General features: G+C 52.4%; 17 protein-coding genes and 1 pseudogene. 8 read left to right on the top strand and 10 right to left on the bottom strand.

Annotation, left to right across the window (positions count from 1 at the left end; translation table 11 throughout):
* Positions 1 to 60 precede the first annotated feature (60 nt).
* The 8 genes and pseudogenes from lptB to IPK01_18455 all read right to left on the bottom strand — a co-directional run bounded on the left by lptB (position 61) and on the right by IPK01_18455 (position 9,595).
* A pseudogene (lptB, locus tag IPK01_18490) lies at positions 61 to 834 on the bottom strand (LPS export ABC transporter ATP-binding protein).
* Positions 835 to 837: 3 nt separating this feature from the next.
* Positions 838 to 3,510 carry an LPS export ABC transporter periplasmic protein LptC gene (lptC, locus tag IPK01_18485; protein MBK7935419.1) on the bottom strand — a complete coding sequence of 891 codons (2,673 nt, stop codon included), beginning with the start codon at positions 3,508 to 3,510 and terminating at the stop codon, positions 838 to 840.
* A 6-nt stretch (positions 3,511 to 3,516) separates the two neighbouring features.
* The gene (gene recJ, locus IPK01_18480; GenBank protein MBK7935418.1) at positions 3,517 to 5,217 is read right to left on the bottom strand and encodes a single-stranded-DNA-specific exonuclease RecJ; all 1,701 of its coding nucleotides are present in this window, start codon (positions 5,215 to 5,217) and stop codon (positions 3,517 to 3,519) included.
* Positions 5,217 to 6,110, bottom strand: coding sequence for an undecaprenyl-diphosphate phosphatase (locus IPK01_18475; protein MBK7935417.1), 894 nt, complete (start codon positions 6,108 to 6,110; stop codon positions 5,217 to 5,219). Before IPK01_18475 ends, recJ begins: the two co-directional genes overlap by 1 nt.
* Positions 6,111 to 6,212: 102 nt before the next feature.
* Positions 6,213 to 6,983, bottom strand: coding sequence for an SDR family NAD(P)-dependent oxidoreductase (locus tag IPK01_18470; protein ID MBK7935416.1), 771 nt, complete (start codon positions 6,981 to 6,983; stop codon positions 6,213 to 6,215).
* 12 nt (positions 6,984 to 6,995) lie between these two features.
* Positions 6,996 to 7,457: a hypothetical protein gene (locus IPK01_18465; GenBank protein MBK7935415.1), complete on the bottom strand. Its 462-nt coding sequence runs from the start codon at positions 7,455 to 7,457 to the stop codon at positions 6,996 to 6,998.
* Between the two features lies 1 nt (position 7,458).
* On the bottom strand, positions 7,459 to 7,929 hold the full coding sequence (locus IPK01_18460; protein ID MBK7935414.1) for a hypothetical protein: 471 nt from the start codon (positions 7,927 to 7,929) through the stop codon (positions 7,459 to 7,461).
* Positions 7,930 to 7,933: 4 nt separating this feature from the next.
* A complete protein-coding gene (locus tag IPK01_18455) occupies positions 7,934 to 9,595 on the bottom strand; it encodes a ribonuclease J (GenBank protein MBK7935413.1) in 1,662 nt (553 codons plus the stop codon).
* Positions 9,596 to 9,841: 246 nt separating this feature from the next.
* Between IPK01_18455 and IPK01_18450 the strand changes: the two genes are divergently transcribed.
* From IPK01_18450 to IPK01_18425, 6 genes are all read left to right on the top strand, one after another.
* Positions 9,842 to 10,810, top strand: a complete 969-nt coding sequence (locus IPK01_18450) for a hypothetical protein (GenBank protein ID MBK7935412.1) — start codon at positions 9,842 to 9,844, stop codon at positions 10,808 to 10,810.
* Positions 10,810 to 11,829: a TerC family protein gene (locus IPK01_18445; protein MBK7935411.1), complete on the top strand. Its 1,020-nt coding sequence runs from the start codon at positions 10,810 to 10,812 to the stop codon at positions 11,827 to 11,829. Before IPK01_18450 ends, IPK01_18445 begins: the two co-directional genes overlap by 1 nt.
* 104 nt (positions 11,830 to 11,933) lie before the next feature.
* Positions 11,934 to 12,617, top strand: coding sequence for a hypothetical protein (locus IPK01_18440; GenBank protein MBK7935410.1), 684 nt, complete (start codon positions 11,934 to 11,936; stop codon positions 12,615 to 12,617).
* 24 nt (positions 12,618 to 12,641) lie between these two features.
* The gene (locus tag IPK01_18435; protein MBK7935409.1) at positions 12,642 to 13,862 is read left to right on the top strand and encodes a hypothetical protein; all 1,221 of its coding nucleotides are present in this window, start codon (positions 12,642 to 12,644) and stop codon (positions 13,860 to 13,862) included.
* Between the two features lie 30 nt (positions 13,863 to 13,892).
* Positions 13,893 to 14,534, top strand: a complete 642-nt coding sequence (locus IPK01_18430) for an RNA polymerase sigma factor (GenBank protein ID MBK7935408.1) — start codon at positions 13,893 to 13,895, stop codon at positions 14,532 to 14,534.
* Between the two features lie 22 nt (positions 14,535 to 14,556).
* Entirely contained in the window at positions 14,557 to 17,358 is a 2,802-nt protein-coding gene (locus tag IPK01_18425) for a VCBS repeat-containing protein (GenBank protein ID MBK7935407.1), read from the top strand.
* Here the strand turns inward: IPK01_18425 and rsmA are convergent.
* A complete protein-coding gene (gene rsmA, locus IPK01_18420) occupies positions 17,355 to 18,209 on the bottom strand; it encodes a ribosomal RNA small subunit methyltransferase A (protein MBK7935406.1) in 855 nt (284 codons plus the stop codon). The two genes, IPK01_18425 and rsmA, sit on opposite strands and share 4 nt — an antisense overlap.
* A 182-nt stretch (positions 18,210 to 18,391) precedes the next feature.
* Here rsmA and IPK01_18415 point away from each other — a divergent pair, with 182 nt between their 5' ends.
* Both IPK01_18415 and IPK01_18410 read left to right on the top strand, forming a co-directional pair.
* Complete coding sequence (locus tag IPK01_18415; GenBank protein ID MBK7935405.1) at positions 18,392 to 20,551, top strand: DUF1800 domain-containing protein; 2,160 nt, start codon at positions 18,392 to 18,394, stop codon at positions 20,549 to 20,551.
* Between the two features lie 4 nt (positions 20,552 to 20,555).
* Positions 20,556 to 22,028: a DUF1501 domain-containing protein gene (locus IPK01_18410; protein MBK7935404.1), complete on the top strand. Its 1,473-nt coding sequence runs from the start codon at positions 20,556 to 20,558 to the stop codon at positions 22,026 to 22,028.
* On the opposite strand, the gene ribD is transcribed toward IPK01_18410, so the two are convergent.
* Positions 22,015 to 23,163, bottom strand: a complete 1,149-nt coding sequence (ribD, locus tag IPK01_18405; GenBank protein ID MBK7935403.1) for a bifunctional diaminohydroxyphosphoribosylaminopyrimidine deaminase/5-amino-6-(5-phosphoribosylamino)uracil reductase RibD — start codon at positions 23,161 to 23,163, stop codon at positions 22,015 to 22,017. The two genes, IPK01_18410 and ribD, sit on opposite strands and share 14 nt — an antisense overlap.
* Positions 23,164 to 23,168 lie beyond the last annotated feature (5 nt).

Genomic DNA, 23,168 nt, shown 5'->3' with positions numbered 1-23,168 from the left:
AATTACTGTACCTGACCAAATTATAGCTATTTTGGGAAGAAATTGAAAAGCTGACTGTCGTTAAAGAGTGAATCGCTCGCCCAGATATAAACGCCTAACGTCCGGGTCCGCCACTAACTCCGCGGGACTGCCGGCACGAAGGATCTTGCCCTCTGCAAGAATGTATGCCCGATCTGTGATCCCGAGTGTTTCCCGTACATTATGGTCGGTGATCAAGATACCGATCCCGCGGCCCTTAAGATATAAAATGATGTCACGGATGTCGTCGATGGCAAGCGGATCTATCCCGGCGAATGGCTCATCGAGCAGTATGAACTGAGGTTCGGTTGCCAGGCAGCGGGCGATCTCGACTCGCCGCCGTTCACCTCCCGACAAGGCGTCGCCGCGTATGCGGCGGACGTGTTCAACGCCAAACTCCTCCAGAAGCTCCTCAAGCCGCGCAAAACGGTCTGCACGGGACATCTTCATCGTCTCCAGAACCGCCAAAATATTTTGTTCGGCAGTGAGTTTCCGAAAGATCGAGGCCTACTGCGGTAAATAGCCCATCCCCAATCTCGCCCTCAGATACATCGGAAGTGACGTCACATCCCGGCCATTCAAAGAGATAGAACCTCTCTCGGTTCGTTCGAGGCCGACGATCATGTAAAACGTCGTTGTCTTGCCGGCACCGTTCGCACCAAGCAGTCCGACCACCTCGCCCCGGTCGACATGGATAGTCACATCATCAACGACCCGCCGCCCGCCGTAGGTCTTTTGCAGATCATGGCCGACCAGCGATCCCTCAATATCAGGAAGTGCATCTCCGTTTTGGTTTTCAACTAGTGTCTCATTCATTGATCATTGGGACGGCTTCACTTTATAGATGGTCTTTGTTCGTCCGGTTGTATTTTTGTTCGTCTTGCCGTTTCCGACGAAGCGGTTCTCGCGCATATAGACCGTGATCTCACTGCTTTGCGATCCGCCGTTCTCGCTGTCGGAAACGGACGCGGGATTGCCGCGGATGACGGCAACTTCATTCTCTGCCGTGTATTCTACGCGATCGCCCGTTGCACGGCGGCCCGGCTGGGTGATGACCACGTTCTGTTCGGCAACGGTTCTGATCACCTCGTTCTTTTCGCTCATGAAAACGTCCGTACTGGCGGAGGTGATCCGGTCGGCTCCTTGCCGTACGTCCACATCAGTGCGGTATTGCAGCAAACGCGTTTTGCTGTCGTAATTCAACGTCTTCGCCGATACAAATACAGGCACCGACGCATCTTTGCCGCCGATCTTCTGCTTAGCGTCGTACAGAACACTTTGTACGTTGCCGGAAGCATTGAATTTACCTTCGCGCTGAACGATGGTTAAGCGGTCGCCGCGAACATAATTGTTATCCTGCCACCCGCGGGCATTACCGGAAAAGATAGCGGTTTCCGCTTTGTGGTCAAAATCAGCAGTATCGGAAGTAACGAAGACCGGCTTATCTCCGCTTGCGAAAGGAGTTGCATCGCCGCCGCTCTTGCGGTTGTAATAGGTCGTGCTGACACCTCCGCGTAACTGGCTTCGCTGAACGCGTGAATCCCAATCGATCTCGGTCGCTTTGGCACGCGAGGCAGCATCCCAGATCGTCGGCGTTGCCCCTCGGAGCTTAACGACGCCGTCAGCCTGGGTGAATGACATCTGCGACGAGATCGCACTGCGGTCGAGCTCAACAAATTTGGCGCTTCCATTTGCATCGAGCCTTTCGACGTCCTTTGTGGTCTCCGAAAACGCTGCACTAATCTGATCGGCCGTCAATGTTTGTGTACCGCGTCCTTCCGCCGCGACCGTCGGGGTACGGACCGTCTTGGTCTTTTTCCCGCCGACACATGTCTTGGCATTGTTTCCGGTGGGAAAGAACTCGCAATCAAATCGAGGAGCATTAATGGTTGTGCGGTAGTTCTCAGCCGACGCCAGCAACGGTTCGATGTAAAGTTCTGCATTGCCGACCGCTTCTGCACGGCGAATGTCCTGGCCGTTAGCGTTAAAGACCGTTTTCACCGAATCGGCTGTAACACGCTTGTTTGCGGCATCTGAATCGTTGTTGACCGCATTGAGCTGGATAGTGGTCCTGCCGTCGGTCTGCATACTGTCGATCAGACCTTCGCCCTTGAAAACAACATGAATAGCCCGCGGCGTTGACATCGTAACGAGTGAATAATTCGCGGGTCGTGCAGGGTCGAGCGTTACCTGGCTTTGGCCAAGTGAATTTGCCGTTCTCATATCGCCGGCTTCATTCAACGAGACATTCAACTCGGGCGAAGAGATCGACGTTGTCCGTTCCGCCGAGATCTGCCGCACAAATCCATTTCCGCTTACTACGGCGTATTTCACCTTTTGGGCAGAATAGAGGTCAGCATTTATCGAATCGCCTTTGATATAGTTCGATCCTTGTGTGATCTCGGCATTTCCGTTCAAGGCAAATTTAAGTGCATTCTGATCGTATATTGCGTTTGAGGATCTCACGTCCGTCGATTGGCCGCCTGAGGTAGTAACGATATGTGCACCGTTCTTCAATTCAAATCGGCCGCTTTGCTTTTCATAGGCAGCGTTGCCTGAATCGATCGTTGTCGGCGGCATTCCGGACTCGGATGTGACGATATGTACGTTTCCGTTCATTTCGAGTCGCTTAAATTGAGCGTTGAACTCACCAGGATCGGTAGAACCGCTGATCTCGGAAACATCGCCATCGAGAAAAACCACGGCATGATCAGTGTTCACATCCGTTTTTTGGTCCAGTCCGGATGACTTGGATTTTGACTGAAGAGCGATCACGACCTCGTTTTTGAGTTCGATCTTGTTTTCCAACTGATCGTAAGATGCCGACGAAGAGTTGATCTTTGCGTAACGGACTCCCGACTTTGCTAATTCCGGCGATTCGAACGCCTCGATCTCCACGTCCTTTAGCAATTCCAGCCGCTTTTCTGCCATCCGTACAGACGCCCCAAACGCCTTGCCACGAATCCCGCCTCGTTCGAATGTAACCGCCTCGTCAATTTCTGCGGTTTCGGTAGCCTTCGTGTAGACGATGTTGTTCGTTTTCACGTTGAGGCCGCCCCTGGCATTGATATCCACATTTCCTTTCATATAGGCCGTGAAATTCTTGTCGGCCTCAGGAACATGGAGCACATTCAGAGCGGTCATCGTATCGGCTTCATTGCCGTCTTTGTCGTAGATCCGGATGAAAACATTCTCGAGCTCCTGATGATTGTCCGAGAATGTCTTAGCGTGATCGGCTTTGATGTAATATTTAGCGAGTTCGCCGTCGGTCTCAAGGCGTTCGTAACCGCTGACTTCGGCCACGACATCGGTTGAAAGCCTCGTGTGTTCATTCTTGAGCTTAAATCCGGCCCGGTCGCGTTCCCGATAGAATCCGGCAATGACAGCGAGCAGCGTCACCCCGAGAATAACCACCGCCGCATATCGAAAGATCTGCGGCAGTTTAGCTCTAAGTTGATATTGTTTTAGGTTATGTACCTTTTCTTCGGCCACGCTTGGTTAATTATCCGCTCTTAGATCTTGGACGACAAGTTGCAATCGGGTGTTTCCCTGCCATGAGTTCGCCTCCGCGACGTATGCTAATTCGATGCGAGTATCGGGTTTGAGAGTTTGCCCCTTAGATCGTTCGACGCCATCCCACCAAACTGCCTCGAAGATTCGGTTATCATCACCGATCAACTTCAACTTGAGATGCTTATCCTTCATGACGAACGGATCGTCCCGCAATATCAGATCGCGTGTGACGAAAACGGGCTTCGGATTTCCGGCTCCGAAAGGCTCAAATCGAGAGAAATCCTCGACCAGTTCGAGCCCAAGTGACGAACTCTTTACGAGTGCGTCGATCGCCAGCTCGGGCGTACGCTCGTCAATTGGGATCGTTTCGTCTGCATATCTATCGAGACGGGCCCGCAACTCGTTGATATTCCCTTCTTTGGCCTTCATTCCTGCGGCCGCGACATGACCACCGAACGAATCTAACAGATCGGATACCGAACCCAGAGCTTCGAAGAGGTCAAATCCCTTGACGCTGCGGGCACTGCCTGTGGCAACATCACCCTCCAAAGAAAACACGATAGTTGGCCGATGGAACGATTCTGCAACACGGGAAGCGGCGAGGCCGACGACGCCTTTATGCCAACCTTCGCCCCCAACGACAACAAAGTTCGAATCCGGGAATGTTAATGCCTCTTCTATTGCTTTCGCGGTCACTTCCTGTTGGATCTTTTGGCGTTCGCGGTTGCGAGAATCAAGCAACGCAGCGAGCCTTCGCGCATCGGTAAAATTGTCAGATTCCAAAAGCTCGACAACGTGCGTCCCGACCTCCATTCTCCCTGCGGCATTGATACGCGGGCCGATACGAAAGCCGATGTGCATACTCGTCATGTCCGAACGGCAATCAGAAACCTCCATCAGGGCTTTGAGGCCCCAGTTATCGGTCTTGGCAAGGTCGATCAGCCCGAGAGCGACAATGGCACGGTTTTCACCGGACAGGCTTACTACATCAGCAACGGTGCCTATCGCCGCGATCTTAAGCAAGCCCGGTATCTCTGATTCCAGTCCAAATTCCCTCAATAGAGCGTGAGCGAACTTGAAAGCGACACCGACGCCAGCCAGATTATCATCGGGATATTGGCTATCGGGATGGAATGGATTTATCAAAGCAACTGCCGGCGGCAGGATCGAATCGGCCTTGATCTCGTGATGATCGCAGATGATCGTGTCCATACCGATCTCTTTCGCACGGGAAACTTCGTCAAAGTTGGATGTTCCAGTATCGACACTGACCAGAAGCGTGTACCCGTCGGCCCTTGCTGCGGCGAGCGGCTCGAAATTGATACCGCGATTTTCGGTAAAGCGGTTTGTGATATGGTAGTTCGTTTCGATCCCGAGCAGGCCGAATGTCTTTCTAAGTAAGACGGTTCCGGTCGTGCCGTCAACGTCGAGATCTCCCCAGATGAAAACTTTCTCGCGGTTCTCTACGGCCCTTTTGACTCGAACGACGGCGGCACTCATTCCCTCCATCAAAAAAGGTTCGTGAAGGTGCTCGGGCGAGGGATTAAGAAACTGAAATGCCCTTTCGGCCGTGCCGTGGCCGCGGGATATCAAAAGGGCGGCAACGAGCGGTTTAACGCCGATCTGCGACGCGAGAGTATTCACCGCGTCGGCGTCATGTTTGCGGATCTTCCAGCGTTTTTGCACTAATCTACGACCGGACTGATCATGCCCTGCCAAAGCAAAATAAGTAAAACCGTTCCCAGGATGATGCGATAAACGATGAATATCGCCGTCGTGTTCTTTCGAAGAAAGGCGATCAGGAACCAGATCGAGAGATATCCGACGATTCCCGCGACAACGGTCCCGACTATCAGAGGAACAAACGATTCCGCGGGAAGTATCTGCAGAGCTTTGCGAAGCTCAAGCAGGCCGCTCGCGGAGATCGCCGGTATCGAGAGCAAAAATGAGAATCGTGCGGCCGTCTCACGTTTTTCGCCGGCAAGCAAACCGCCCATAATGGTCGAACCGGACCGGCTGGCTCCGGGCATCAGAGCGAGAACCTGAGCAAAACCGACCACGATCGCGTCTACCAGTCCAAGATGCTTGATGTCCTTTCTTTGCTTTCCGAAAAATTCTGCGAGTGTCAGCAGGAGAGCCACCGCGATGAGCATGATCGAGATGACCCACAGATTCTTCGTTCCGGGGCCCTCGATAAAATCTTTGAAGTAGAGCCCGACAGTTCCGATAGGTATCGAACCAATTATCACGAGCCAGCCGAGCCACGATTCGTCCGACAGCCACATCGGCCTGACGCCGTCGGTTCCAGAGAAACGCATCCCGCGTTTTCCGGTCAGTAGTGCGAAATGATCGCGTACGAACGCAGTAGATATGCCCCAGATATCGGACGCGAAATATACAAAAACAGCAGCCAGCGTTCCGAGCTGAATAACCGCCATTGTCGCAGTGGTCATGTGGGCGTCGCCGCCGTATATACCGAGCCAACGGCTCGCAAACACAAGATGCGCAGTCGAACTGATCGGAATAAACTCGGTCAGCCCCTGCACGATGCCGAGGATAATTGCTTGGAGTAGGTCCATATTTGGGCAAAGGCCCGCACGTGAGTAAGGGCGGAACGCGAACGTTGGATGAAATCAGCCTAACCGGCAAAAAGACAATTTAGCATATTCGCGGGCGGGAAACTATTCACGGTATCGAGCCCGTCCGGCGACGCGGTCGTAGAGCCACGACGGCATGAATTTGCCTGCTCGAACGACGGTAGCGAGCTGCCATGGAAATGCCGCAAAACGCTTCTTCTTTTCGATCGCTTTGAGAAAATGCGGTATCGCATCATCGAGTTCCATAAGGAATGGCATTTTTGCCTCGCGGCCGGACGTGAGCGGCGTCTTTATAAATCCTGGCTGGATGATAGTAACGTCAACGCCCTGATGCTTAACGTCGAGCCTAACGCTCTCAAAAAAGGCTGTCATCCCGGCTTTGCTGGCCGAATAGGCAGCCGATCTTGGCAAACCTCGAAATCCCGCAAGACTCGAAATAGCGACGATCTGTCCGGAACCCTTTTTCAACATCCGTGGCAGCACTGCATGGACCGAATTCACCGCCCCCATCAAATTGATATCGATCACCTTCTTTACGGCCAATGGCTGCAGAGCACGTGTTTCTGCATTGTTTCCGCCGATCCCGGCATTGGCGATCAAAATGTCGATCCGGTCGAATTCTGCGAAGAACTCATTGGCGGCAGCTAGTACAGCATCTTCGTCGGTAACATCACACGCGAACACACGGGCAGTCCCGCCGGCCTTTTCGCAATGCTTTTTGAGCTTGTCGAGCAGTTCCCCACGGCGCGCGAGTAAACCGATCGTCGCACCTCGCTTTGCCATTGCTATCGCTAGGGCCTCGCCGATACCGCTTGACGCTCCGGTGAGGAAGATCTTTTTGTCTTTCCAATCCATAAGTTGCGCGTATTAACGTCCTTTGTAAGGTTCGGTGACGACAAACCACTCGCCTTTGTCCGTTTGCATCAACTGGGCGACGCGGTGTTTGGAAATGAAACCATCGTCGTAAACGGCGCTGGGGTCGCGCGGGCTGTTGGGAGGCTTTTTGTCCATCGCAATGTACTCGTTGAGTTTGGATTCGTCGTCAAAAAAATCAATGCGAGCCTTTGGATGGGCCTTGTGATACGCCCACGCGACCTTTTCACGCTCTTCCTTGGTCAAACCCTTGCGAACGACGACGACGATCTTAGGATATCCATAGACACCACGCTCACCCGCGTTTGTTTGCTCTTCAAATATCTCGTAAAAAGAGTGATCCTTGAATGGCCCAAGTTCCGCGATCTCATCCAGAATTGCAGGATTGTCGCGAACACAGCCGCCGAGAGATACAACGAGCAATATTAGACCGATTATTGAGAAAACCCTCGCCATATTATTCGTGTCCTAGATACTCTGACACCAACGAAAATGCGTCATCAACTCCGATATCAAGGTCGGAAAATTGAACTTTCAAATCGGCACCCCAAAGAAAGCTTTTGATCGCTGCCCGAGGGCCCATCTCTGAGCTAAAAACGTCGGGATCTTTCAACATAACGGCGATCCAACGTTCAGCCTTGAACGATCGGATCTCGGCGCTTTTAATCGCCGACCACGGCACAAAGCCCACGCCGCTCCGGTTATCGGTGAGGCCCTTTTCGTCAATACGTATGACCGGTCTCGTCGCGGAAAACCGCCGAAACATCACATATATTGACAACAGCAAGACACTGCCGAGTATGATCGGAATTACAAAGTGTTTGTACTTTTCCGGCAGAAATAGATAGTAACCGAACAGAGCAGCTGAAAGAAGGACAACACCCGCACTCGACTTCCAAAAACTGTAATTAGCTTCGATCGTCCGCACTCAACTAAACCTCCACGATCGTCGTGACGATCACCGGTTTCGAACTCAGTTCTTTTTGGACAAAACGCTTCAGATGGATGCGCAGGTTTTCTTTGAACATCGTGCGGTTAGAGATGTGATCGGGTTTCATGTCGGCGATGGCTTTCGCGACCGACTTTCGGGCATCGGCGGCAAAGCCGTTGAGCGGATCGATGCCGGCAACGCCCTCAAAGGTGACCTGCGGTTCGCCGTTGAGTTGATTGGTGTTCTTTTCCATCGCAACGACGAGTGAGATAGCCCCGCCGTAGGCGAGTTTCTTTCGTTCGCGGACAACGTCGTATTCGATCTCTTCCATCGACTCTTCGTCGATAAAAGTCTTATACAACTCCCGCTTTTCAACGATGACAGCCGATCGTTCGTCGAGTTCCAAGACGTTGCCGTTCTCGATAAGGATAATGTCTTCGTCATCGTAACTGCCCACGTGGTTCTTGATGAACTCCTTCTGGCGGAAAAGCATACGATATTCGCCGTGGATCGGTATGACGAACTTGGGCTTCGAGGTCTCGACCATGATCTTGATGTCACCCTGCGAAGCATGGCCGCTGACATGGACCAGCCGCCGTTTTTCCTCGATGATGTTCGCACCGCGTTTGTAGAGATGTCCGATCAAGCGGCTGATATTCTTTTCGTTGCCGGGAATAATTCTGGCCGAAAGCACAACGGTGTCGCCCTTTTCGATTTCCAAGCCCTTGTACGTTCCGGTCGCAAGATTCCACAATGCCGCACGCATTTCGCCTTGCGAACCCGTGACGAGATAGCAGATCTCATCGTCATCGAGCCGACGGGCATCGCTGAGTTCGATATTTAGGCCCTTTGGGATCTTAAGAAGGCCTTGCTCGTATGCGATCTCAATGTTCTTTAGCATGGAGCGGCCGAGCACACAGACCTTTCGCCCAAACTGATGCGCCACGTCAAATACGATCTGCAAACGATGCAGCGACGAGGAAAATGTAGACACGATCAACCGTCCTTCGGTCTGCTCGAAAATCTCTTCGAAGGCAGGAATTACAGCCATTTCTGACGGCGTCCGCCCGGGAACAGTGGCATTCGTCGAATCGCACAGCAGAGCGAGTACGCCTTCGTCGCCAAGCCGGCCGAGCGTCTTGAGATCGTATGGCTTGCCGATCACCGGAGTATCGTCGATCTTGTAGTCGCCGGTATGGATGATCGTCCCGACCGGTGTGTGTATAGCCAGCGAAAAGCACTCTACGAGCGAATGCGAAGCATGAATGAACTCGATCTTGAAATTCCCGATCTCGATAATGTCGTTCGCTTCGACGCGGTGGAGCATCACGTCGTCCATCATGTCGAATTCGACCAGACGTTTTTCTGTTAACGCGAGCGTAAAACGCGAGGAATAAACCGGCAGGTTAAATTTACGGAGTATGTAGGCAAGTGCCCCAATATGATCTTCGTGACCGTGCGTCAGGATGATCGCGGTCAGGTCATCGCGGTATTCTTCGAGAAAGTCGAAATTCGGGATCGATATGTCAACACCATAGGGCGTTTCCTCGGGAAAGCGCATTACGGCGTCGACGATGATCATTTCATCTCTGTACCGGATGCCCATGCAGTTCATCCCGAATTCGCCGATGCCGCCTAGCGGGATAACTTCTATCTTACTCATAAATTATCAGAGTATATCATACGGACTCTGCGATACTTGACAAGAGTATAAGGTTTACGCGAACATACTCAAGACAATTTGTTTGGGGAGTAGAAACCTTAGCAATTGCTAAGGACCGATACATCGTCATTACGTCCGAACTAAGCCAGTTCGGTCCGGTGATCGGATAAAGTTCGAGACCTTTGCGGCTATTTTGCCTGCAAAGGTCTTTTTGTTTGCAGGCGACCAGTAATGGAGGACTTGCATATGAGCCAATTTCTACTCGAGAGTTTTCGCCAATACAAGGAGCGAATGCGTGCCGATCGGCGTTTTGAAACTGATTGCAAACGCATCAGGCAGCTTCTCGAACATTCCGAACTTAGCAGCAACGAGCTGTTCATCTTACTACTAACTCCACTGATAGAGATTTCCTGGGTCGATGGCCGAATTGGTCGTTACGAGCAGGATGCTATCCTACGCGCCGCCGACAAATACGGAATCCTTGAAAACGAAGCAAATTTCTTTGTTTTGATGGACAGGCTGTCAACTCGCCCTCACGCAAAGGAATACGAAACGTGGTGGAAAGATTTAGGAGGTCGATTGAAGACTCTCGCTCTTCCGGAAACGGCCGCGATAGCTTCGCATCTGTTGGAGCAAACAAAATACATTGCCGGATTGGGCCAAAAACAAATATTTGGGCTGTGGCGTGGACACAACGCGGGGCCTGGTGAAGTAGAGGTTCTAAAAAGCGCCGAAAAGCGAATTAGAGCATTGGAACAGAGTTCGGCCAACGCGGAGGGCGAAGATGGTGATTCCGTGGAATTGCTCAAGTTGGTTCCGCTTGTCGAAGTCGCATGGGCTGACGGACATATAACAAAAAAGGAAAGAAAACTGATATTCGATTCATTTTTTGATCTCGGTATTCGTCCTACAAACGATAATATCCAACGGCTTTTAAGCTGGCTCAAGCTCTCGCCTAATGGGGATTTCGTACATAAGTCGCTTGAAAGGCTAAAGGAACGATTCGAATCGCTTTCCGAAGACGAACGAGCAGAAGAAAAATACAGTCTCATATCACAATGCACATTGGTTGCTGAAGCATCTGGCGGAAGCTCTCAGTTCCCTGCCGGCGGCGCTCGAATTTGCTACGAAGAGACCGTCGCTGTAAAACGCATTGCAGCCATTTTGAACGGGGCCTTCGACCGAGGCGGAAAGCCCAAAGGAGGTAGAAAATAATGTCACTTTTTCCTTTCGCAGAATATTGGTGGTTCTACGGACTATTCACCTTTTTCGTATTGTTAATGCTTGCTCTGGACCTTGGTGTCTTTCACCGAAAAGCTCACGAGGTATCATTCAAAGAAGCTTCGATTTGGAGCGTTGTTTGGGTATCGCTGGCCCTAATTTTCAACTTTGTCTTGTATAGATACGCATTATGGAAATTTCCCCAAGATGAACGTCTGATCTCAGACCCTAGCTTTGTTCCCGACATAGCGGCATGGAATGTGTCACTGGAATTTTTGACTGGCTATATTGTTGAGAAATCGCTCTCAATCGATAACATCTTTATCTTCGTTATGGTCTTCGCGTACTTTGCGATACCTACGAAGTATCAGCATCGCGTGCTGTTTTATGGCATCCTCGGAGCTTTAGTGTTCCGCGGCATCTTTATTGCGATGGGCTCCGCACTCATGGAGTTTCATTGGGTCATATATCTGTTTGGTGCGTTCTTGATAGTGACGGGCATAAAGATGTTCTTCGCCAGTAACGAAGAGATCGAGCCTGAAAAAAACTTTCTCATCAGGATCTTTAAGAAGTTCATGCCTATCTCACCAAAGCTTGACGGGAAGAATTTCTTCTCGATGATCGATGGCAAATGGCACGCGACTCCAATGTTCATTGCTCTTTTGTTCCTCGAGGCAACTGACATCATTTTCGCTGTCGATAGCGTACCGGCGATATTTGCGATCACTAACGAGCCAATGATCGTGTTTACGTCGAATATCTTTGCGATATTAGGATTGCGATCAATGTATTTCATGCTTGCGGGCGTTATAGATAAGTTTTGGCTTATCAAATATGGTCTTGCGATCGTGCTAGTTTTTGTTGGTCTCAAGATGGTTTGGCTAAACGATATGTTTGGCGGCAAGTTCCCCATTTCCTATTCGCTTGGCTTTATCACTTCGGTTATTGCGTTGTCAGTAGTATTTTCTCTGCTCTTTCCAAAGACGGAAGTCGAACAGGTCGCAGAGGAGTAATTTGAACCCAATTCATTTGGAATGCGGCGTGGCGAAATTAAATGAAACCACGCCGCTTTTTCGCGCGTCCTTTATCCGACAACAGAAATATCGGAGTCAAAAGTATGAATAAGCAGCTTTCGGATGAGCAGATCGAAAAATTGATGACGGCTATCGTCAGCGATGCGGCTCTTGACGCGGAAACGGTAGATCAGATAGCGGATGCACCAACCCTTTGGTGGGCGGTTCAGCGGGAGATAACTGCCGCAAGGGCTGAACGCTCGCCGTGGCCTCCGGTACTGAGGCGATGGCTGTCGGTCGGTGTTCCGGTGTTGGCCGCCTTGGCTTTGGTAACGTTATTCGTTTTCCGCCCGATCGGCGAGAAAACGGAACAGGCAGGAGTGCAGCAGAATGTGACCTCGTCGAATACAGATAAACCTGTTTCGACCGTCACCGAGCCGGCACTTCCTGCCATTGTTGAGAATGATAAAGTGGTCACTGCGTCTGCAAAAAGGCCGGAGCGAGTAGAACGGCGGGCAGTTGGGGCAATATCAGTTAATCAGAAAAGGGCGGCCCCGGCGATCGCCGCCAATGCGGTCGATAAGCGATCGGAGATAAAGTCGGACTTTATTGCTCTGACCTATGCCCGCAGGCCCGATAGCGGACAGGTCGTTCGGGTCAAGGTTCCAAGTTCAATGATGGTAACGCTAGGCCTGGTTTCGTCGGTCGAAAAGCCGTCCAACCTTGTCGACGCCGAGGTCGTAGTCGGAGATGACGGCATATCACACGCAATTAGATTTATTCGTTAGGCCGTAATGTTTACGGGAGTTGTTATGAACAAGAATTTATATATCGCATTTATCTTTACGCTTCTTTTTGCCGCAACTGTCTTCGGTCAGCGTCCGCCGGGAGGAGGCATCGGCCAGCCTGGGCGTGGTATGCCTAGAGGCGACCAGGGCCGGCCGCCGAGAGACGTACGTCCGCCGATGGGCGACCATGATAATGATCGCCGCGACGGACCGCCCGACGGCGAATGGATACGTCCGCATGATGCAAACGGCAACGACATCCTGGAGTCGGAAGAGTTCAAGGCGGCTATCGAACGAACCTTCGGCGATCTTGACCGGAACAAAAACGGCACGATCGAAGGACCTGAGCTTGAATTCCCGCCGCGTCCGCGAGATGGGCAACGGCCCGGAAAGGACGGCAAAAAGCTTCTTCCGCCGTTTTTCTTCGAACCACAATTTCGCGAAGGTCGAGAACTGACCAGAACGGAATTCGAGGGGATCGTGACTGCGGTCTTTAATGAGATGGACGAAAACCGCGACGGGTCGCTCGGAAAGATCGAAGCCCGTAAAATGCCCCGCCGAGATGGCCCTCGAAAACCGGAAATGGCTCCGAATGCCAGGTTCATCGCTGCCGAACTAAGATTTGGCGACAAGCTCGTCAAGGGCCAGCCGTTCTCTGCGGAGATCCTGATCGAAGACACTCGCCGGCTGTTTGATGGTTCTACCGTTACAAAGCAGGTGCGTGGTGCGACATATCGCGACGGCGAAGGCCGCACAAGGCGGGAACAGCCGCTCGAGATGGTCGGCGGGATCAACATCGTCGGATCGGACAATAAACCGCAGATGCTCGTGTTCATCAACGATTTTGTCAACAATTCACAGATCTTCCTGGACGTTAATAATAAGATCGCCCGAAAGAGTGCATTAATAACGGGGTTGGCACCTGAACCGGGACAACCGCGGGACGCCAAGACCGAATCTCTCGGCACAAAGTCGATCGAAGGGGTATCTGTCGAGGGCACTCGTGTAACCTTCGATATACCTGTCGGTCAGATCGGAAATGACAAGCCGATCCAAGTCGTTTCGGAACGCTGGTATTCGCCGGAACTGCAGGTACTGGTTATGTCAAAACATCTTGACCCGATCGCCGGCGAGCACGTGTTCAAACTCGTCAACATCAAGCGAAGTGAGCCTTCCGCCGATCTTTTTGGAGTTCCGGCGGGTTACCGCGTTGAGAATGTTCCGGCTAAACGTCGTCAGGAGTAAGACATTCGGTACCGGTCAGACTTGAAACTAATGTTCGAAGAGGTTATAAACATCAGCTTGCAGAGAGAGGCTCAATTACCGACGATCGAGTTTGCAGACGATGCGCCAATAACTGATGAGCGCCTGGTCCAAATGACCCTCGCGGGTGATGAGACCGCATTTGCTGAGATATTTGAAAGATACAAAAGACCGATGACGAAAGTGGTCGCCCGCTATTTTCGGGAGCGTAGCGAGATCGAGGAGTTCGTTCAGCAGTGCTTTACGAAAGCGTACTTTTCGCTCAAGAACTTCCGCGGCGGTGAGGACCGTTCGTTTGCAGCTTGGATGACACGCATCGCTGTAAATGTCTGCTACGACGAGTTCCGACGCCGGGGACGAAAGGGCGAAAGCCTCTTCTCAGAAATGAGCGACGCTGAGAACGATTATGTAACTTCGGTCATTGACGGTCGCGAGCCAACGGCCGACAGATCGATTATCGCCTCGCAGTTGGCTGAACGGGTACTTTCATCGTTGGACCCAAAGGATCGAATAGCGATGACATTGGTCTATTCAGAAGACTATTCTCTCGGTGAAGCAGCCGACGCAATTGGGATCACAACAAGTAATCTCAAATCGAGGCTGTTCAGATGCAGAAATCAGATAAGAACAAGGTTCGGGCACTTATTCAGATAGCGTTGGATTTTGGAGGAATGAAATGAGAAGACTTAAATGGGGTGTTTGCTCCGCATTTATACTTGGGTTCGTAGGCTTACAGCTCTATTCAACAGATGTGATCTCCGGCCAGGCCGGTTCCCTTTCGGCACCGACGGGCGTTACGGCGACCGACAATATATACAGCAACAAGGTCGGAATTTCGTGGGACACGATCCGGGGAGCGACGAACTATAGGATATTCAGAAACACCACCAACAACTCCGGAAGTGCCACCGACATTGGCACGACGCCGGAAAATACTTTCTTCGATATCGGAGCCCCACCGAACACGACATTCTTCTATTGGGTGAGAGCTGAAAACAGTACCACGACAAGTGCTATGAGCAGCTCGGATCAGGGTGTACGTACCGGAACGCAGCAGCAGGGACCTATTCCGGCACTTGAGCCGCCGCCTGTTCCTCCGGGCAACCCTGCCACGGCGGCAAAGACGTATCTGGGCAAGGTCCTGTTTTGGGACGAGCAGCTATCATCAACACGAACGGTTTCCTGTGGAACCTGTCATCATGCAGCAAACGGCGGGACCGATCCGCGCTCTGTTCCGGCCACCAGCACCTCGACACATCCGGGCGTGGATAATATTCTCGGGACTCCCGATGATGTCCGAGGATCGGCCGGCGTGCCGTCGTCAAATCCGGATGGAACATACGTAAGTCTCCCGATCTATGGCCTCAACGATCAGGTCACCAATAGAAAATCTGTATCACACATCAACGCCGGCTATGCACCGCTGTTGTTTTGGGATGGGCGGGCGACGGGCCAATTTCGAGATCCGGTAACAAATAACGTGATCATCAATGCAGGTGCCGCACTTGAAAGTCAGGTTCTTGGACCTGCTGTTTCGACCTCTGAAATGGCACACAACGGCCGTGACTGGAATGATGTTGCGAGTCGGGTAGCCGCTTCGAAGCCGCTGGCTCTGTCACCTTCGATTCCTGCGTCCTTGAACACCTGGATGGGCGGCAGAAGCTACCAAGATCTTTTCCTTGAAACATTCGGGACTACTGAGATCACCCCGACCCGCATCGCTCTAGCGATAGGCGCCTACGAACGATCGCTATACAGTGACCAAACTCCACTCGATCTGGCGAATGCGGGCATCGCACCGCTAACACAGCAGGAACAGAACGGGCGTAACATCTTTGTGGTCAGCAGTTGTGCCGTTTGTCACGCAGGAAATCTGATGACGGACAATTCATTTCGATATATTGGAGTGCGTCCTCAGAATGATGATCTTGGACGCTTCGCGGTAACGGGAAATAACGGTGATCGAGGCTCATTCCGCGTTCCAAGCCTGAGGAATGTTTCGCTTCGCGGGTCGTTTTTCCACAACGGGCAGTTCACTACGCTCGAACAAGTTGTCGCATTTTACAATCGAGGCGGCGATTTTAACGCTCCGAATAAGCCACTTAATCTCATAAGGCCTTTGGGTCTAAATGGACAGCAGCAGGCTGATCTCGTAGCATTTCTGAGACGGCCAATGACCGACATTCGCGTCAACGCTGAAACCGGCGCGTTCGACCGCCCGGCACTGTATATGGGCTCGAGCCGAATGCCGGCCATAACCGGAACCGGCCGATCTGGCTCCGGCGGTTTCACGCCGCAGATCAAAGCCATTTCGCCGCCGCTCGTTGGAAATCCGAATTTTGTAGTGTCAGTGTCCGGAGCGATCGGTAATGCGAACGCTGTACTCGTTATCGATTCCGTTGATCCCGGTGCAGGCTCAAGCATTCCAACCGCCGGTTCGCTTGCCCGCGTAGTGTCTACAACGCAGAACACGGGTAGCGGTAACGGTTGGACTTCGGTTAGCGTTGCGATCCCGGATAACCAAGCAATTGTAGGACAGACCTTTTTTGCCCGCTGGTATGTCGCGGACCCTGGAGCTGCAAACGGATTTTCGGTATCGCAGGCTGCGAGGTTCACTGTCTTTGGCGAAGCCACAACAAACGTCAATAGAGCTGCTCATGTTGATTTTGATGGCGACCAAAAGACCGACATTTCGATCTTTCGTCCGTCCAACGGTGAATGGTGGTATACGCGCAGCGGCGACAGCCAATCCCTGGCTCTTCAGTTCGGATCACCAGGTGACGTGATCGTCCCTGCTGACTACACCGGCGACGGAAAGACCGACATTGCGGTTTGGCGACAGTCGACGAGCGATTGGCTGGTCCTTCGCAGCGAGGATAATAGCTACTTTTCGGTTCCCTTCGGGCAGATCGGCGATGTCACGGTTCCGGGCGATTACGATGCCGACGGCCGTGCGGATATCGCAATATTCAGGCCCTCGGCAGGCACTTGGTTTATTCAGGCAACCACCGAAGGATCGGTGATAAGACAGTTCGGTCTGGCCGGCGACCTGCCGCAAGTTGGCGACTATGATGGAGATGGACGAGCCGATCTCGCAATATTTCGGCCATCTAACGGTCAGTGGTGGTTGAATCGATCGGTGGCCGGAACGATAGCAATGCAATTTGGCTCTGCCACAGACAGACCTGTCGCTCAGGACTTCACGGGCGACGGAAAAACGGATGTGGCGTTCTTCAGACCCTCGAGCGGCGAGTGGTTCGTTTTGAGGAGCGAAGATGCGAGTTATTACTCGGTACCTTTTGGCATCTCGACCGACTCTCCCGCACCGGGTGACTATGACGGTGACGGCAAAGCTGACACCGCTGTATTCCGGGCAGCAACCGGCACCTGGTACATCAACCGTTCAACTCAGGGAATGCTGATCACTACATTCGGTAGTGATGGCGACCTGGCGGCACCTTCGGCCTACGTTCGCTAGAGACGCTTAGGTCTTTTGATCAGACGGTCGGGCGGTTCCAAACTGTCCGGCCGTTTTTCTTGTGAGGCCAAATAAAGCGCCAGCCATTCGTCTAATGTTAGTGTCTCAGCCCGTCGGCGAGGGTCGATCGCGGCCTCTTTTAAGGTTGTCTCGGCGTCGATCACAACAGACTTCAGATTATTTAATATCGTCTTTCGCTTCTGAGCGAACGCAGCGCTGACGAGTTTTCGAAAAGCGGGTTCGTCCGCTGCTGACGGCGGCTTAGGAGAGAGCTTGACGACGGAACTCCATACCTTTGGACGCGGCGAAAATGCCTCCGGCGCGACATCAAACAGACGTGTGACCTCAAACGAAGATTCTACTAACACGGTGAAATAGCCCCGCTCGCTCATACCGGGCTTCGCCGATATTCGGTCAACGACCTCCCGCTGAAACATGAAAACCGCACGCGAAAATATATTGCGTTCCAAGGCGGCACGTTCGAGGATCGCCGTCGAAATGTTGTACGGCAGATTACCGACCAGTTTGACGGAGCCCCTATCGGAGTCGGTAACGATCTCGGTAATTCCGACATTCAACACGTCAGCTTCGATGACGGAGAAATTTCTATCAAAATGGAATTGGGCACGAAGAGAGGGGACGAAATTTCGGTCGATCTCGATAGCAATGACCTTGGCACCGGTAGCGACGAGCTTTTCAGTCAGCGCTCCGCGGCCCGGTCCGATCTCGATCAACGTATCACCGACATTCAACTGAAGCTCGCTAACGATGTTGCCGACCACTGTTTCATCGACCAGAAAATTCTGTCCGAGCGATCTTTTTGCGAACGGCTTATTCTTGCTATGGCTCATTTGTAAATAAGATTCTATTTGGTTTGAGGCAGTAGGCAAAGCGGCACGATCATTACACGGCGTCAAGCACGATACAATTGTCTTTTCTTGGAAAATAGTCTATAAAATGCTCTATTAGATTCGAACTCTTTTATAACCGCAACCGGGCATACTGTATACCGATCTCTATCTAGGATAGCGTTATGAAATATTTCTTTAGGCCGCTGGTCTTAATTTGCCTTTGGACGGCATTGTGCTTGTCGGCAGCCGCTCAGGAAGACCCTAATCCGAATTCTCCTGCTCCAAGATTATTAAGCGGAGCCGATCGAAGCCGTGTTCTGGCATTAAACACTAACGAGTTTCGCGGCGTTCTGCCTGCGAACGGTCGAATTGTGTTTAAGCCGGGGCCGGCAAGCGAAATAGTGATTTTTCTAAGTCCGCTTGATCTTCTAGGCGATGAATCTGTCTCTGCGTTTCGGGTTTACCTAACCCGTCCCGGCGGCAAAACCTTCGAATTGAAACCGGTTTCCCTTGAGCGTACGCGACGAGGCGAGATCGCGGTTAGGGTGAGGCTCTATGACGCCTCCGGCTATCGTGGACAGCCGGACGCGGACGGCGATCATTGGATGTATGTAACATGGCGTGGTCTGATGAGCCATCCTCTAAAGATCGGCCTCGGGCGCACCGGAGGAACGCTAAGGCCGCTTGCGGCCCCAATGAGCAGTGCGAACGACTCTGCCGAACAGAATTTCGTCGGTTACCGTTGGTCCGGCGATCGGATCAGATTTCTCGAGCAAGCAGCATTTGGACCCTCGTCGGCCACCGATGAAAGGCTTCGCCGGATCGGACTGCGAACTTGGCTGAGCGAACAATTTGAGGCGCCGTATCCGTACATTCCATGGCCAAATCCGCCTCAGATGCCGACGACACCGCCTGCCGACTGTACTCAGGTCACTTTCATCTCGTGCTATAACGAGCGTTACACGATGATCCCGCTGCAACAGTGGTTCTTCAAAGAAGCATTTTACGGCAATGCTCAACTCCGTCATAAAATGGCTTGGGCTTTGAGTCAGATATGGGTCACCTCCGGCGTGACGACGCAACAGTCGAGCCACGCAATTGCGTTTCACAAGATACTTGCTGATAACGCTTTCGGAAACTACCGAAAGCTGATGTATGACGCGACGTTGAGTCCGACCATGGGAAATTATCTCGATATGGTCCGCAGCACTCGAACTAATCCAAACGAAAACTATCCCCGTGAGATCCTGCAGCTTTTTTCGATCGGGCTTTATATGCTGAATCAGGACGGCACATTGACACTCGACGGCCAGGGCCATCCGATCCCTACTTACGATCAGATGACGATCGACAACCTATCCATGGTCTTCACCGGATGGACATTCTGCAATACGGGTAACTGTCCAAATGCGGTTCCCGGCTCGGTAAATTATAAGGATCCGATGGTCCTTTCGCCTGCAAATCACGATCTGACCGCAAAAACGCTGCTGGCGTATCCAAACGCTGTCACCCGAGACATTTCGGCCTGCACGAACTGCACAAGCAATGCGGAGATCGCAAACTTCGCCGACCAATCGATGAAATATGCGCTCGACAATATTTTTTACCACCCAAATGTCGGTCCATTCATTGGGAAGCTGTTGATACAGCATTTCGTGACAAGCGACCCCTCGCCCGCTTACGTCTCACGCGTAGCAGGTGCGTTCAACGACAACGGCCAGGGCGAACGCGGTGATATGAAAGCGGTAATTCGAGCCGTATTACTTGATCCGGAGGCTCGCGGCGATCTTAAGACCGCTCCACGTTACGGAAAATTGCGTGAACCCGTCCAGCTTATTACAAACCTCGGCCGAATTTTCCCGGCGGTCGCCTTTAATGGTTCCGGTGTCAGCGACGGTGCTCTGGGTACGTCTGCTCAAACGATGGGGCAGTATCCATTTTATTCACCGACCGTATTTAACTATTTTGCACCGGACTACGTGATCCCCGGAACGACGATCCTTGCTCCGGAATTCGATATTTTTAATACCGGAACGGCAGTCAAGCGGACTAACTTTCTATCTGTTTATATTTTCAACGGAATTTCGCCCAACGCGACGGATTCACTCCGCGGCACTGCATTGGATTTCAGTGAATTTGCGACGTACTCCGAAGCTGACACGACAGGCAATCTTCTGCTCGATATGCTGAACGCGAAGATGATGCACGGCACTCTTTCCCAGGCGCATCGAACTACGATGCTGCCTGCGATCCAGGCTGTTCCCGTCACAGATCCGACGGGCCGCGTCAGGACCGCGGCTTACTTGATATCGGCTTCGTCACAGTATCAGATCCAAAGGTAATAAAATGAAAAGATCAAGACGAGAATTTATTTGTAATTCGGCATCCGCATTGACGATGACGGCATTGGCGACTCAAACCGATCTTTTCGGGCGGATCGCAGCGTTCGCCCAAACCAAGGACCGTTCCGATGCCGTACCGAGCGATTATCGCGCATTGGTCTGTATCTTTTTGACGGGTGGTAATGACGGTAATAACACCGTCATCCCAAACCATAACGATGCTAATGTGAGCAACTATTCCGCTTATTCCGCGGGACGTGCCGCTCAAGGACTGGCACTGGCCCAAAACACGCTTTTGCCGATCGCGGTTCCGCGTATTGGCGGACTTAGTTATGGTTTACATCCCAGTTTTGGAACTGTCACCGGCGGAACTAATCCGGGCCTGCACGAATTGTGGGCTCTGCAAAAAATGGCCGTTGTCACAAATGTTGGTACGCTGGTCAGACCAATCACACGTGCGCAATATCAGGACGGCTCGGTGCCGAGGCCTCGACAATTATTCTCCCATACCGATCAATCAAATCAACAAATGAATGCCCGGGCCGATATCGTTGTGCTGTCAGGATGGGGCGGCCGTATCTCGGATAGAATGACGATCCCGGCGAATCCGGAACGACTCGTTCCGACGATCGGTTCGATCAACGGTATGCGCGTCTTCACGATCGGTGAAATTACTCAACCGCTCGCCGTTGGCCCGGCGCCGACGCCGCTCAGCAGCATTCTTTCGCTCACCGGTTACAACGGAACTGCAGCGGCAAATGCCCGATTGGCGGCACTTTCGGCCGGAATGGACCTCACCGACGTAAACGATCTGGTCAACGAATCGAGCAAGGTGCACCGCGATTCACTTCGAATCGCTTCGTCATTGAATAACAGTTCGGAAACCACCGTAAATTTCCCCACAAGCGAGATCGGCAGGCAGTTGAAACAGGTCGCGAGGCTCATCAAGAATCGCGACGTCCTGCATATGAACCGCCAGATCTTCTTCTGCACCGTCGACGGGTTTGACACACATTCCGGCCAACTGCTTGGTCAGGCCACGCTATTCTCTCAGTTTAGTCAGGCATCAAGGGCATTTTATGATGAAATGGCCGTCCAGGGCGTCGGAGATAAGGTCACGCAGTTCACGCTGTCGGATTTTGGCCGAACGTTCGGCCCCGGAGGCAGCGGAGCAAATGTCGGTAGCGACCACGCTTGGGCCAATCATGCTTTTGTTATTGGCGGGTCAGTTCTCGGCGGAGATTTTTATGGTGTGAATACGTCGAACGGCACACCGTTCCCGACGCTGGTGAAGAACGGCCCAGACGATCTGGATCTCGGATCGGCTGCACGTGGACGCTGGATCCCAACTACTTCGGTCGAACAGTATGCAAATACGCTTGCTTCGTGGTTTGGGCTTCCCGCCGAAGATCGTGATTACGTATTTCCAAATCTGCCGAACTTTGGGCTGAGCGATCTTGGATTTATGCAGCCGTAGGGTATCCTGTGATCTCGATGTCGTCGCCAAGTCGTTGAATGGACAGTTCCTTTAGCCGCAACGCCTCGACCAATGTCTCGGGACCACTGCCGCCGATCGCATTTGGGGCCTCGCGGCCGCCGATGATGATCGGAGACACGATAAACGTTATCTTATCAACCAGCCGGGCATCGCAAAACGCTCCGGCAATCTCGGTTCCGCCCTCGACCAATACGCTCTGGATCTCACGCGTTTTTAATTCCTCGAGCACTCCTGCGAGGTCGCGTCCGCCCATTTCCAGTTCGACGACGTCAACACCGCACTCACGTAGTGCAGCTTTTTTGTCGGTATCACGGCTGTTTGTGAATACTATGGTTGGAGCGTCGTCGGTCGTGGTCGCGACGATCGAGCCCGGCCTCGTCTGTAGCCGATTATCGAGGATCACACGCAGCAACGGCCTTCTACGTGGTCTGCCGCTGCGGTCGGTTAGGCTGGGGTTGTCGACACTCGCGGTATTACCGCCAACGAGAATTGCATCGTGTTCGTGCCTGAGACTCTGCACCCGCTCTTGTGCTGCACTGCCGGATAAGGCGGTCGAAACGCTGTCAGAAAGTGATATCCGTCCGTCGAGGGACATCGCCATCTTCAGATGTACGAAAGGCCGCCTGTCGCGGTGCCAGCAAATGAACTTTTCGTTCATTTTCGAAGCTTCGTCGGCGAGTGCGCCAGTGACAACTTTGACGCCGGCATTCCTCAACTTTTCAAAGCCCCGGCCGGAAACAAGCGGGTTTGGATCCTCGATGGGACAGACGACCTTTTTGATGCCGGCATTTATGAGAGCCTCGGTGCAAGGCGGCGTCTTGCCGTGATGGTCGTGCGGTTCGAGCGAAACGTATGCGGTTCCGCCGCGAGCCCGCTCACCGGCCTGTTCAAGAGCGATGGCCTCGGCGTGAACCAGATCATCATAAATGTACGTACCCTCACCAACGATCCGTCCGTCTGCTGAAACGATCACACACCCGACCAGCGGATTTGGACTGACGAGCCCGACACCGCGGGCAGCGAGGTCAAGAGCACGCTGTACCAGAGAAAGGTCGTTAGGTTGTGCTGCTGCTATTTCGATGATCTCTTTATCTTCCTTTGCTTTCCTAAATATCTCTC

Source organism: Acidobacteriota bacterium (assembly GCA_016713675.1).
Lineage (GTDB): Bacteria > Acidobacteriota > Blastocatellia > Pyrinomonadales > Pyrinomonadaceae > OLB17.
Note: the sequence above shows the minus strand (reverse complement) of the source record. Positions and strands in the feature narration are given on the sequence as shown.

Excerpts from the sequence above, each read along its gene's own strand:
- IPK01_18475 (MBK7935417.1), bottom strand. The coding sequence starts at position 6,110 with ATGGACCTACTCCAAGCAATTATCCTCGGCATCGTGCAGGGGCTGACC.
- IPK01_18470 (MBK7935416.1), bottom strand. The coding sequence starts at position 6,983 with ATGGATTGGAAAGACAAAAAGATCTTCCTCACCGGAGCGTCAAGCGGT.
- IPK01_18465 (MBK7935415.1), bottom strand. The coding sequence starts at position 7,457 with ATGGCGAGGGTTTTCTCAATAATCGGTCTAATATTGCTCGTTGTATCT.
- IPK01_18455 (MBK7935413.1), bottom strand. The coding sequence starts at position 9,595 with ATGAGTAAGATAGAAGTTATCCCGCTAGGCGGCATCGGCGAATTCGGG.
- IPK01_18450 (MBK7935412.1), top strand. The coding sequence starts at position 9,842 with ATGAGCCAATTTCTACTCGAGAGTTTTCGCCAATACAAGGAGCGAATG.
- IPK01_18445 (MBK7935411.1), top strand. The coding sequence starts at position 10,810 with ATGTCACTTTTTCCTTTCGCAGAATATTGGTGGTTCTACGGACTATTC.
- IPK01_18440 (MBK7935410.1), top strand. The coding sequence starts at position 11,934 with ATGAATAAGCAGCTTTCGGATGAGCAGATCGAAAAATTGATGACGGCT.
- IPK01_18435 (MBK7935409.1), top strand. The coding sequence starts at position 12,642 with ATGAACAAGAATTTATATATCGCATTTATCTTTACGCTTCTTTTTGCC.
- IPK01_18430 (MBK7935408.1), top strand. The coding sequence starts at position 13,893 with ATGTTCGAAGAGGTTATAAACATCAGCTTGCAGAGAGAGGCTCAATTA.
- IPK01_18425 (MBK7935407.1), top strand. The coding sequence starts at position 14,557 with ATGAGAAGACTTAAATGGGGTGTTTGCTCCGCATTTATACTTGGGTTC.
- rsmA (MBK7935406.1), bottom strand. The coding sequence starts at position 18,209 with ATGAGCCATAGCAAGAATAAGCCGTTCGCAAAAAGATCGCTCGGACAG.
- IPK01_18415 (MBK7935405.1), top strand. The coding sequence starts at position 18,392 with ATGAAATATTTCTTTAGGCCGCTGGTCTTAATTTGCCTTTGGACGGCA.
- IPK01_18410 (MBK7935404.1), top strand. The coding sequence starts at position 20,556 with ATGAAAAGATCAAGACGAGAATTTATTTGTAATTCGGCATCCGCATTG.